This is a genomic window from Tenacibaculum profundi (assembly GCF_057162725.1).
The window spans coordinates 1,056,627-1,069,710 of the sequence record NZ_CM169894.1 but is presented as its reverse complement, the minus strand read 5'-3'; the positions used below and the strand labels follow the sequence as shown (position 1 = coordinate 1,069,710).

Genomic DNA, 13,084 nt, shown 5'->3' with positions numbered 1-13,084 from the left:
AGAGGAATAATGATTATAGCTATAGATGCAAATTTACAAAAAGGCATAAAACTGTTGCGTACGATTAATAATCAGGTTTATTGTAATAAAACTATAGCACCATATTATGCTAGTATAGGAACACATATTCGTCATTCGTTAGATGTGTTTACGTGTATTTTTAAAGGTGTTGAAGATAGAAATATTGATTTTTCCCTCAGGGATAGAAATATTCAAGTAGAGGAAGATATTAAGAAAGGCCTAAGGTACTTTGGAGATGTTCGGAGGAATTTACAAAAAATAAAGGGAAAAGATCTTAATCAAATAGTATTTGTAAATGATGATTTGGGAATAGAAAAGGTTGTTGTTCAACACACATTGGGAAGTGTATTGTTACAGGCACATAATCATGTTATTCACCATTATGCAAGTATAGGCTATATTATGTTCCAGCTTGGAGTTGATTTAACTAGTGAAAACTTTGGGTATAATCCAACAACACCTAAAAAATGAATTGATAAGGGCACTATGATAAGTAAAAAGTAGTAAGTAATTTTTTGATTTTTAGAATATACTATTTAATACTAAGTTACCTCGTGATATAAACCCATCCTCTTTGGGTTTTTTCTCCTTCATCTGTATTTATATCTAAAGTATAGAAATATGTACCATCAGGAAGGTTTTCTTTTTGATTAATTGTCGCTCTACCATTTGATTGACCTCTCCAATCGTTTTTATAGTCAATTGTTTGGTGTACAATATTACCCCATCTATTAAAAACAGTAAGACTATTTCCTTTATATCGCTCTAATCCTTTAAAAACTAAGGTTTCATTTTTTATATCACCATTAGGCGTAAATATCAAATTTACATTACTTAGTGCTGAATCGGAGAAGTTAGAGCCAATAGTAATTACAGAATAATTATTAGGTACAAAAGTAGATGAAGTAATTAAACCAGCATTAATAGTACCGTTAATATTAGACATTCCTAAATCTATCCATTTACCCTCTGTTTCGTTCCAACCAACTACTCTCAGTAAGTTTATATCAGAAGTTATATTATTGATTTCACTATTGTTATCCCAAGTAAGTGTTATTCTTGTTTCAGCTGAGCCATCTAAATCCCAAAATTCTTTAGTACTTATGTTTTCTATAAAAGCTTGTTTTTGAGAAGTGTCATAATTATATGGAGCATTATTAGGATTAATTGAAAAGTATGCTCCTGTAAATTTAGTAACAGTGCCTGTCGCAGATAGAATCATTGGTCTTAAATTATTGTCGTCTCCAATAGGAAAAGTAAAATTACTTTTTTCTGAAACAGAAACGTAACCGTCAACGTGCCTTTGATTATCTTCACCTGCATACAAGTTATGATTCATGAATTCTAATGAAATATTAGCGTCATTTCTTGGGGTAAACACCTTGCCGTTTATAAAACTGAAATCATTAGTAACACCTATAGAGGAATATAGTTCAATATCATTAACAGCATCGATTTCAATATCGTTAAAAACAGCTACATTATTTCCTGATATACTTCTAATTTCACTATCACTATAAAAACCAGCTAAGCCCTCATTATCATTAGACATATTGCCATCATTAATGAAATCTGTGTGGAAACCAACACTTGAATTGTTATGTAATTTAACTTCTCCGAAGTTGTGGAAAGCTGACTGAGCACTTAAGAATAAAGGCATAATAACAGCTATCATAGATAAAAAATTCTTCATAATACCCCCGTATTTTTTATACAGTTATTTTTATTTTATTAAAAACGTTTATTCTTTTTGCACCTGAAGTTTAGTGTTCTTTATAGTGCACTGTGATTAGTTTTGAGTCTACAAAGATAACATTATTTTCGATATATGCAAGTTTTTATTGGTTGAATGGTTAAAAATTAGCGACTTATGGTGTTTTTTTTCTTTTTTAGATCGATGAATTGATAAAATTAAACTATCAATTAAAAATATTGAATACTATTTTTAATTTAACCAAATTAAAAACAACATTTTAATTTTCAATGTTAATTCTTATTTCTTTGACACATTTAATAAAAAAGCGTCACATAAAATTACCTATAAGTTCCAGAAAGCAATACCATTATTTTCAATTTCCTCATAAATTGTTGGTATTATATCATTTCGGTACATAATGAATTCTAAAAAAGCAGTTGTAGACCTATTATTTGTTTGATTTCCATTAGCCCAACCAATAGTGAAATTATCTGTTCTTGTACATCTTCCGGTTGTATGAGAACCGTTAAACCTTTGAACTCCATCAGACCTTGCTAAAACATTTGTATCTGTTTTTATGAAAGTATACAGCATCCATGCATTGTTATTACTGCTATTGTTGAATGAACGAGTAGCATTGCAACAGATACCAGGGTCAAAGTATAGTCTGCTGTCACCCCAGTTCACATGCGTAGACCACCTATTGTTATTATTTAAAACACCGAATGAATGTTGGTTTTTAATAGTGGCTCTTAAAACAGTTATCACAGTTCCTTGATTTCCTGAATTTGTAACATCTTGAACGCCATTAGGAGTTTCTATAATAAGAAAATCATCGACACCATCTCCTTGAAAGTGTGGAGTAAGTATTTCTGGAAAAAACTCGGGTTGACTATTAATGTCTGTTTGAGTAGCGTTCCTGCCTTGACCACTTTGATCATACCAAGTACGGACAAATACATTACTGCCATTTCGCCAAGTATTAATAGCGTTGATATCAACTATATCAGTGTCAGACCAAGAAAAATCTTCTTCTGCGTTGTCACTGCTTCTTCTGAGCCTTATTAACGGTCCATTATAATCACTTTCTAGTACTCTCATAGAAAAAGCAAAACTTATATCGGTTAATTTATCATCTAGAATATGAAATGGTTTTAGGCTGGGGTAGTGGTTATAATTTGATATCTGAGCTTGTATTTCATTTATAAAAATGATAAATACAGCCAATATTTTAATTTTTTTCATTTTTTATAATCTTAAATCTCCAGTTAAATGAAAACTATTTGTTCCAGTTGATACAAGTCCTGCTCCAGCATGTTGACCAGCAGTATTAAATCTTGATAGTCGATTTGAAACAGTCACACCAAGAGCTCCTTGGATAGTAACTCTTCCGGTATTTGTTTGATATAAGCTTATATTAAAACCTATAGGAAGTCCTTGAGGAACTGTTAGTGTAATATTTGAGGTGCTATTAAAAGTAAATATTTTACCATTATCATCAATTGCTAATGTGTAATTTGATGTTTTATTAACCACCTTAGGAAGTACTGAATCAACCCATCTTGTGCCATTCGAAGTGGATGTTAAAATTTGACCGTCAGTTCCAGAAGAAGTAGTACTGTCTTCAAAAGCGCCCGATAAGCTAAGATCGTTTGTGATAAAAGTATTACCGTTTAGATTTATACCGCTAGCTGTTGCTGAAATGATTATTTCAGTTCCAGATATAGATGTACTATTACCTGTTGATTGCACTCTAATAGGACCAGTAGAAAACATATCTGACGATAAGCTACTTGATAATGAAAAAGCAGTTAAATCAGAAAATGTTAAAGAATTATTATTCCCATCCAAAGTTCTGTCATTAGATAAGGTTCCATTAGTACTATATAAATTAGGACTACCATTACTGCTTGATAACCAGTTTGTACCGTCAAAATAAAATATGTTTTTCTGAGCTATATTGTAAACTAAAGAACCTTCCTTTGGATTGATTATATTGTTCATTTCTATGGTGTCAGCCACATTAGGTAATCCTAGTATGGATTGCGAGTCTATCTGAGAGAAGCAATACTCTAACATGAGTACTAAGATTACCGTTAATTTAATTGAGTTTTTAACCATGATTTAAAATAAATTAAAGAATTACTAAACTATTTCAAAAATCTAAAGATAGGCGGTTAAAGTTAAAAAATCAATATAATAACTTGTAAAATAGTTGTTTAAATCGAGTTTTGAGAGGTTTGAAAGTTGTTTGATTGTTAAAAGTTTGAAGTATACTAAGTAAGTATTATTTAAAGTTTATATTAGTAAAATAGCATATCCAAAATGCTAAAGTCAGTATTTTGCTGTAATAAAATTAAAATGACAAATTTGCAAAAAAATAAATGAGCCTTTAAGTATATTTTAGTTAATACGGTGCCAATCGATACCATCACTTTGAATCCAAATAGCAGAGTTAGTAGGTATTGTGTTTGAAGGAACGTTACTTAAAGTTCTATAAGAAGATATAGATCTATTTGATCCAGATATATTTTTTAAAACATACAACCTACCGGAACAGGTGTTAGCATTAGGTAATACAATATTATGTAAGCCTGTAATAATTACTGTATGATGATCTTCACCTAAGGTTATACTTCCTGTTGTCCTTAATATTGCAGTAGAAATAGAGCCGCCTACTTGAAGTGTAGAATTAGCAATATTATATCCGGAAGAAGAAGAGTTATTGTATGTGGGATCTAAAGGAACTTCTTGAGGGTTTATATTAATGCCAAATCTTGGTTTTGCATTTGCAGTTCCGTTGCTACCTTGCACCCTAAAAAGCTCCGTATGAAAACCACCATTTCGATAGTCATATCGTTTAAAAACAATTGGTTCACTCCCGTCATCACCAATTATAAATTCCAATCTGCCGTCATTTGAAGGACCAGCAGATCCGATTTCGAATAAATCAGTTCTTCCTCCACTTTCTTTTAGTCTAAAACTACCATTTGCTGTGGTAAAAAACATTGGTTTATAAAAGTCGGCACCAACCGCAGTGAATTGTAATGCAGCAATACTACCATTTCTCTTTAAATGAATTAAAGGCTGATCTGTATCTGTGTAGTCAGGATAGCTCTGGACCAAATTGAGTGTTTGTCTTCTGCCAAATTCCAACATAGGTAAATTATTAGAGCGAATTTCCATTTTTACATCATTAATAGTACCTAGGAAATTAGAAGTAGATGTGCTATTGTTACCCGAAATTAACCAATTATTTCCACTTGGTGAAACCCAGTTTGTTCCATTGAAAATATAGATACCTTTTTGATCTATATTATATACAATGGAGCCCTAGAGGGCTCCATTTATTGCATTCATTGCTGTAATATTTGTTACTGTAGGAATTCCCATAACTGAAAAGCCATCGACTTGGCTAAAAGCAGTAGAAAAAGTAAACAGTAAAGCGATTAAAAGATGAGTTTTCATATCTAAAAATCAATCACATTAAACATGAACTCTAAATCAATATCATCTTTTTCATTTGCTCCATTATCAGAGTCTCCTATATTTATTCTAAATCCAGTTGTTGCTTGTTGATAGTATGTAATACCAGGATCGTCAAAATTAGCAGCTGTATTTCCTGGGCAATCACCGTTACAATCGAATACGGTTAATTGAATAATATAATTATCATCAGTTCTAGGAGTATTAAAAGTAACTTCATAGTCTCCTTCATCAATTCTTCTAACTGTAGCACCGAATATTTTTAAAGCAGCACCACTGCCATTAACCTTTCCTGCGGCTATACTAACAGGTCCTGCAAAAAAAGCTCCTCCGTCTGTACCTGTTGTTAATTTATTGTTAGCATCTGATGATACTATATTATTCCATTCTGTGGATGCACCGGTTGAGGTTAACACTTGTCCAGATGTACCTGAATTTCCAGAACCGTCAATAAACTGACCTGTGAGTCTGAAGTTTCCAGAATTGACCGTTGAACCGTCAATAGCTAATACTCCTGAGTTAGGTGAAATAACTACATTTTCACCAGTTCCTGATTGAATAAGAATTGCACCTGTTTGTGAAGTCACTCCTACATCTCCTGAAGAATTTAGAATCGAAGTATTAGTGGACGTTAAAACTAAATCGCCAATATCAGTAAAACTTAAATTATTAGATCCCCCGTTCACAACTCTATTATTAGTTAAGGTTCCATCTGTTGTGTAAATTGTTTCTAATGAACTTCTATCAATCCATTGTACAGCACCTGCATTATCTGTAACTAAAACGTTATTATTACCACCTGGATTAATATCCGCAGTAGTAATTGTACCATCTACAATTTTGGCAGAAGTAACAGCATCATCAGCAATTTTAATGGTTGTAACAGCATTGTCAGCTAATTCATTAGTTCCTACAGCACCAGCTGTAATTTCAAGCGTAACATCGTTAAAAGCAGCATCAGTTCCCCCTGTAACGGTAAGATCAGAAGAAGTAATATCACCATCACCAGTAATTGTAGTAGGATCTATTTCTAAGGAACCGTTTGCATTTTGTGTAAGTCCCGTTCCAGCAACATCGGCATTTATTTTAGTTCTGTCAATAGCATCATCAGTTACATCCGCAGTAGTAATTGTACCATCTACAATTTTGGCAGAAGTAACAGCATCATCAGCAATTTTAATGGTTGTAACAGCATTGTCAGCTAATTCATTAGTTCCTACAGCACCAGCTGTAATTTCAAGCGTAACATCATTAAAAGCAGCATCAGTTCCCCCTGTAACGGTAAGATCAGAAGAAGTAATATCACCATCGCCAGTAATTGTAGTAGGATCTATTTCTAAGGAACCGTTTGCATTTTGTGTAAGTCCCGTTCCAGCAACATCGGCATTTATTTTAGTTCTGTCAATAGCATCATCAGTTACATCCGCAGTAGTAATTGTACCATCTACAATTTTGGCAGAAGTAACAGCATCATCAGCAATTTTAATGGTTGTAACAGCATTGTCAGCTAATTCATTAGTTCCTACAGCACCAGCTGTAATTTCAAGCGTAACATCATTAAAAGCAGCATCAGTTCCCCCTGTAACGGTAAGATCAGAAGAAGTAATATCACCATCACCAGTAATTGTAGTAGGATCTATTTCTAAGGAACCGTTTGCATTTTGTGTAAGTCCCGTTCCAGCAACATCGGCATTTATTTTAGTTCTGTCGACGGCATCGTCAGCAATTTTAATGGTTGTAACAGCATTGTCAGCTAATTCATTAGTTCCTACAGCACCAGCTGTAATTTCAAGCGTAACATCATTAAAAGCAGCATCAGTTCCCCCTGTAACGGTAAGATCAGAAGAAGTAATATCACCATCACCAGTAATTGTAGTAGGATCTATTTCTAAGGAACCGTTTGCATTTTGTGTAAGTCCCGTTCCGGCAACATCGGCATTTATTTTAGTTCTGTCGACAGCATCATCAGCAATTTTAACAGTTGTAACAGCATCGTCAGCTAATTCATTAGTTCCTACAGCACCAGCTGTAATTTCAAGCGTAACATCATTAAAAGCAGCATCAGTTCCCCCTGTAACGGTAAGATCAGAAGAAGTAATATCACCATCACCAGTAATTGTTGTAGGATCTATTTCTAAAGAACCGTTTGCATTTTGTGTAAGTCCCGTTCCAGCAACATCGGCATTTATTTTAGTTCTGTCAATAGCATCATCAGTTACATCCACAGTAGCAATTGTACCATCTACAATTTTGGCAGAAGTAACAGCATTGTCAGCTAATTCATTAGTTCCTACAGCACCAGCTGTAATTTCAAGTGTAACATCATTAAAAGCAGCACCAGTTCCCCCTGTAACGGTAAGATCAGAAGAAGTAATATCACCATCACCAGTAATTGTTGTAGGATCTATTTCTAAGGAACCGTTTGCATTTTGTGTAAGTCCCGTTCCGGCAACATCGGCATTTATTTTAGTTCTGTCAATAGCATCATCAGCAATTTTAATGGTTGTAACAGCATTGTCAGCTAATTCATTAGTTCCTACAGCACCAGCTGTGATTTCAAGCGTAACATCATTAAAAGCAGCATCAGTTCCCCCTGTAACGGTAAGATCAGAAGAAGTAATATCACCATCACCAGTAATTGTTGTAGGATCTATTTCTAAAGAACCGTTTGCATTTTGTGTAAGTCCCGTTCCAGCAACATCGGCATTTATTTTAGTTCTGTCAATAGCATCATCAGTTACATCCACAGTAGCAATTGTACCATCTACAATTTTGGCAGAAGTAACAGCATTGTCAGCTAATTCATTAGTTCCTACAGCACCAGCTGTAATTTCAAGTGTAACATCATTAAAAGCAGCACCAGTTCCCCCTGTAACGGTAAGATCAGAAGAAGTAATATCACCATCACCAGTAATTGTTGTAGGATCTATTTCTAAGGAACCGTTTGCATTTTGTGTAAGTCCCGTTCCGGCAACATCGGCATTTATTTTAGTTCTGTCGACGGCATCATCAGCAATTTTAATGGTTGTAACAGCATTGTCAGCTAATTCATTAGTTCCTACAGCGCCAGCTGTAATTTCAAGTGTAACATCATTAAAAGCAGCATCAGTTCCCCCTGTAACGGTAAGATCAGAAGAAGTAATATCACCATCACCAGTAATTGTAGTAGGATCTATTTCTAAGGAACCGTTTGCATTTTGTGTAAGTCCCGTTCCGGCAACATCGGCATTTATTTTAGTTCTGTCAATAGCATCATCAGTTACATCCGCAGTAGCAATTGTACCATCTACAATTTTGGCAGAAGTAACAGCATCATCAGCAATTTTAATGGTTGTAACAGCATTGTCAGCTAATTCATTAGTTCCTACAGCACCAGCTGTAATTTCAAGCGTAACATCATTAAAAGCAGCATCAGTTCCTCCTGTAACGGTAAGATCAGAAGAAGTAATATCACCATCACCAGTAATTGTTGTAGGATCTATTTCTAAGGAACCGTTTGCATTTTGCGTAAGTCCCGTTCCGGCAACATCGGCATTTATTTTAGTTCTGTCGACGGCATCATCAGCAATTTTAATGGTTGTAACAGCATTGTCAGCTAATTCATTAGTTCCTACAGCACCAGCTGTGATTTCAAGCGTAACATCATTAAAAGCAGCATCAGTTCCTCCTGTAACGGTAAGATCAGAAGAAGTAATATCACCATCACCAGTAATTGTTGTAGGATCTATTTCTAAAGAACCGTTTGCATTTTGTGTAAGTCCCGTTCCAGCAACATCGGCATTTATTTTAGTTCTGTCAATAGCATCATCAGTTACATCCACAGTAGCAATTGTACCATCTACAATTTTGGCAGAAGTAACAGCATTGTCAGCTAATTCATTAGTTCCTACAGCACCAGCTGTAATTTCAAGTGTAACATCATTAAAAGCAGCACCAGTTCCCCCTGTAACGGTAAGATCAGAAGAAGTAATATCACCATCACCAGTAATTGTAGTAGGATCTATTTCTAAGGAACCGTTTGCATTTTGTGTAAGTCCCGTTCCGGCAACATCGGCATTTATTTTAGTTCTGTCAATAGCATCATCAGCAATTTTAATGGTTGTAACAGCATTGTCAGCTAATTCATTAGTTCCTACAGCGCCAGCTGTAATTTCAAGTGTAACATCATTAAAAGCAGCATCAGTTCCCCCTGTAACGGTAAGATCAGAAGAAGTAATATCACCATCACCAGTAATTGTAGTAGGATCTATTTCTAAGGAACCGTTTGCATTTTGTGTAAGTCCCGTTCCGGCAACATCGGCATTTATTTTAGTTCTGTCAATAGCATCATCAGTTACATCCGCAGTAGCAATTGTACCATCTACAATTTTGGCAGAAGTAACAGCATCATCAGCAATTTTAATGGTTGTAACAGCATTGTCAGCTAATTCATTAGTTCCTACAGCACCAGCTGTAATTTCAAGCGTAACATCATTAAAAGCAGCATCAGTTCCTCCTGTAACGGTAAGATCAGAAGAAGTAATATCACCATCACCAGTAATTGTTGTAGGATCTATTTCTAAGGAACCGTTTGCATTTTGCGTAAGTCCCGTTCCGGCAACATCGGCATTTATTTTAGTTCTGTCAATAGCATCATCAGCAATTTTAATGGTTGTAACAGCATTGTCAGCTAATTCATTAGTTCCTACAGCGCCAGCTGTGATTTCAAGCGTAACATCATTAAAAGCAGCATCAGTTCCCCCTGTAACGGTAAGATCAGAAGAAGTAATATCACCATCACCAGTAATTGTAGTAGGATCTATTTCTAAGGAACCGTTTGCATTTTGTGTAAGTCCCGTTCCGGCAACATCGGCATTTATTTTAGTTCTGTCAATAGCATCATCAGTTACATCCGCAGTAGCAATTGTACCATCTACAATTTTGGCAGAAGTAACAGCATCATCAGCAATTTTAATGGTTGTAACAGCATTGTCAGCTAATTCATTAGTTCCTACAGCACCAGCTGTAATTTCAAGCGTAACATCGTTAAAAGCAGCATCAGTTCCCCCTGTAACGGTAAGATCAGAAGAAGTAATATCACCATCGCCAGTAATTGTTGTAGGATCTATTTCTAAGGAACCGTTTGCATTTTGTGTAAGTCCCGTTCCAGCAACATCGGCATTTATTTTAGTTCTGTCAATAGCATCATCAGTTACATCCGCAGTAGTAATTGTACCATCTACAATTTTGGCAGAAGTAACAGCATCATCAGCAATTTTAATGGTTGTAACAGCATTGTCAGCTAATTCATTAGTTCCTACAGCACCAGCTGTAATTTCAAGCGTAACATCATTAAAAGTAGCATCAGTTCCCCCTGTAACGGTAAGATCAGAAGAAGTAATATCACCATCACCAGTAATTGTAGTAGGATCTATTTCTAAGGAACCGTTTGCATTTTGTGTAAGTCCCGTTCCGGCAACATCGGCATTTATTTTAGTTCTGTCGACGGCATCGTCAGCAATTTTAATGGTTGTAACAGCATTGTCAGCTAATTCATTAGTTCCTACAGCACCAGCTGTAATTTCAAGCGTAACATCATTAAAAGCAGCATCAGTTCCCCCTGTAACGGTAAGATCAGAAGAAGTAATATCACCATCACCAGTAATTGTAGTAGGATCTATTTCTAAGGAACCGTTTGCATTTTGTGTAAGTCCCGTTCCAGCAACATCGGCATTTATTTTAGTTCTGTCAATAGCATCATCAGTTACATCCGCAGTAGTAATTGTACCATCTACAATTTTGGCAGAAGTAACAGCATCATCAGCAATTTTAATGGTTGTAACAGCATTGTCAGCTAATTCATTAGTTCCTACAGCGCCAGCTGTAATTTCAAGCGTAACATCGTTAAAAGCAGCATCAGTTCCCCCTGTAACGGTAAGATCAGAAGAAGTAATATCACCATCGCCAGTAATTGTTGTAGGATCTATTTCTAAGGAACCGTTTGCATTTTGTGTAAGTCCCGTTCCAGCAACATCGGCATTTATTTTAGTTCTGTCGACGGCATCATCAGCAATTTTAATGGTTGTAACAGCATTGCCAGCTAATTCATTAGTTCCTACAGCACCAGCTGTAATTTCAAGCGTAACATCATTAAAAGCAGCATCAGTTCCCCCTGTAACGGTAAGATCAGAAGAAGTAATATCACCATCACCAGTAATTGTAGTAGGATCTATTTCTAAGGAACCGTTTGCATTTTGTGTAAGTCCCGTTCCGGCAACATCGGCATTTATTTTAGTTCTGTCGACGGCATCATCAGCAATTTTAATGGTTGTAACAGCATTGTCAGCTAATTCATTAGTTCCTACAGCACCAGCTGTAATTTCAAGCGTAACATCATTAAAAGCAGCATCAGTTCCCCCTGTAACGGTAAGATCAGAAGAAGTAATATCACCATCGCCAGTAATTGTTGTAGGATCTATTTCTAAGGAACCGTTTGCATTTTGTGTAAGTCCCGTTCCGGCAACATCGGCATTTATTTTAGTTCTGTCGACGGCATCGTCAGCAATTTTAATGGTTGTAACAGCATTGTCAGTTAATTCATTAGTTCCTACAGCACCAGCTGTAATTTCAAGCGTAACATCATTAAAAGTAGCATCAGTTCCCCCTGTAACGGTAAGATCAGAAGAAGTAATATCACCATCACCAGTAATTGTTGTAGGATCTATTTCTAAAGAACCGTTTGCATTTTGTGTAAGTCCCGTTCCGGCAACATTGGCATTTATTTTAGTTCTGTCGACAGCATCATCAGCAATTTTAACAGTTGTAACAGCATCGTCGGCTAATTCATTAGTTCCTACCGCATCAGCAGCGATTTCAGTAGCAGTAATACCATCGGTAGCCACATCTAAAGTAAATGGATCCCCATTTGTACCCGATCCACTTCTAATTAAAGTACCATCAGTAGCATCTGTTATTTCATTTCCGATGATGCCATCTACTTCAGAAGCACCTATTATATATGGGTCTGTTGAAGAACCAGTACCTGATATAGTGGCAATTCCTGTCACATTTATAATTGTTTCAGAACCATCAGAGGCTAAAGAGGAAAGGTCTACGATAATTGGCGCAACACCATCGTCCTCGATTGATATTGAAAGTTGATTATTGCTTGTATTAAAAGAGAAATCATCTATTGTTTGATCATCAGAACCTAAGGCTGTTAAAGGAACAGATAATGTTCCATTACCATCTGTAATTTCTAGATTACCAGAGTTAACTTCGAATCTGGTATTAATTTCGTTAGTTACAGAACCATCAACCTCCGTAGCTGTAATTATGTATGGATCAGCAGTTGTCCCTGTACCGGAAATTGTATTTATTCCAGCTGCAATAATTTGTGTTTCATCCCCATCAGCCAAAAGAGATGATAAGTCAGTAAATAGAGTCCCAGCTCCATCTGTAATAGACAAGGTAGTGCCGTTAAGAACCATCAATGTATTGACTTCGTTTGTTGGGTCATTATCAGCATCATCTATTAATGAAGTTAAATTAACTGTTCCCCAGTCTCCTAAGGTTAGTTCGTTGGTTGTTGCATTGAAAAGGAGTTCTCTGCTACCTGTTTGATCGCACAAGCTCTTCCAAATCATATTTCCATATTGGAAAATACAATTTTGATCTGTATTGTAGACAATCGCACCCTCAAGAGGGAAAATTAAATTCATTTCAGCATCAGTTACTCTAGTAACAACTAGAACTTTATTGCTACTTTCAAGTTCTAAAATAGAACTTCCGTCAATTACATTAGGATTGTCTCCGATTTTTACCTGACTCAGAATTGTAATCAAAGGGGCGAAAATCAGAATAGAAAGGATAATTATTCTCTTCATAATATCAAGTTATTAA

7 protein-coding genes are annotated in these 13,084 nt (G+C 35.6%); 1 reads left to right on the top strand and 6 read right to left on the bottom strand.

The annotated features are described in order from the left end of the window. Positions 1-9 precede the first annotated feature (9 nt). Complete coding sequence (locus AC2GW8_RS04300; protein ID WP_440881558.1) at positions 10-492, top strand: DinB family protein; 483 nt, start codon at positions 10-12, stop codon at positions 490-492. A gap of 76 nt (positions 493-568) precedes the next feature. On the opposite strand, the gene AC2GW8_RS04295 is transcribed toward AC2GW8_RS04300, so the two are convergent. From AC2GW8_RS04295 to AC2GW8_RS04270, 6 genes are all read right to left on the bottom strand, one after another. After that, on the bottom strand, positions 569-1,714 hold the full coding sequence (locus AC2GW8_RS04295; RefSeq protein ID WP_440881557.1) for a T9SS type B sorting domain-containing protein: 1,146 nt from the start codon (positions 1,712-1,714) through the stop codon (positions 569-571). Positions 1,715-2,059: 345 nt separating this feature from the next. Continuing rightward, positions 2,060-2,962, bottom strand: a complete 903-nt coding sequence (locus tag AC2GW8_RS04290; RefSeq protein WP_440881556.1) for an arabinofuranosidase catalytic domain-containing protein — start codon at positions 2,960-2,962, stop codon at positions 2,060-2,062. Between the two features lie 3 nt (positions 2,963-2,965). Next, positions 2,966-3,838, bottom strand: a complete 873-nt coding sequence (locus tag AC2GW8_RS04285) for a phage tail-like protein (protein ID WP_440881555.1) — start codon at positions 3,836-3,838, stop codon at positions 2,966-2,968. A 282-nt stretch (positions 3,839-4,120) separates the two neighbouring features. Beyond that, the gene (locus AC2GW8_RS04280; RefSeq protein WP_440881554.1) at positions 4,121-4,903 is read right to left on the bottom strand and encodes a hypothetical protein; all 783 of its coding nucleotides are present in this window, start codon (positions 4,901-4,903) and stop codon (positions 4,121-4,123) included. Positions 4,904-5,050: 147 nt separating this feature from the next. Next, a complete protein-coding gene (locus AC2GW8_RS04275) occupies positions 5,051-5,185 on the bottom strand; it encodes a hypothetical protein (RefSeq protein ID WP_440881553.1) in 135 nt (44 codons plus the stop codon). Positions 5,186-5,187: 2 nt separating this feature from the next. Then, positions 5,188-13,068, bottom strand: coding sequence for a beta strand repeat-containing protein (locus AC2GW8_RS04270; RefSeq protein ID WP_440881552.1), 7,881 nt, complete (start codon positions 13,066-13,068; stop codon positions 5,188-5,190). Positions 13,069-13,084: the final 16 nt, after the last annotated feature.

What these genes read in the sequence shown, in the direction of transcription:
- AC2GW8_RS04300 (WP_440881558.1), top strand. Translation starts at nt 10, where the DNA reads ATGATTATAGCTATAGATGCAAATTTACAAAAAGGCATAAAACTGTTG.
- AC2GW8_RS04295 (WP_440881557.1), bottom strand. Translation starts at nt 1,714, where the DNA reads ATGAAGAATTTTTTATCTATGATAGCTGTTATTATGCCTTTATTCTTA.
- AC2GW8_RS04290 (WP_440881556.1), bottom strand. Translation starts at nt 2,962, where the DNA reads ATGAAAAAAATTAAAATATTGGCTGTATTTATCATTTTTATAAATGAA.
- AC2GW8_RS04285 (WP_440881555.1), bottom strand. Translation starts at nt 3,838, where the DNA reads ATGGTTAAAAACTCAATTAAATTAACGGTAATCTTAGTACTCATGTTA.
- AC2GW8_RS04280 (WP_440881554.1), bottom strand. Translation starts at nt 4,903, where the DNA reads ATGGAAATTCGCTCTAATAATTTACCTATGTTGGAATTTGGCAGAAGA.
- AC2GW8_RS04275 (WP_440881553.1), bottom strand. Translation starts at nt 5,185, where the DNA reads ATGAAAACTCATCTTTTAATCGCTTTACTGTTTACTTTTTCTACTGCT.
- AC2GW8_RS04270 (WP_440881552.1), bottom strand. Translation starts at nt 13,068, where the DNA reads ATGAAGAGAATAATTATCCTTTCTATTCTGATTTTCGCCCCTTTGATT.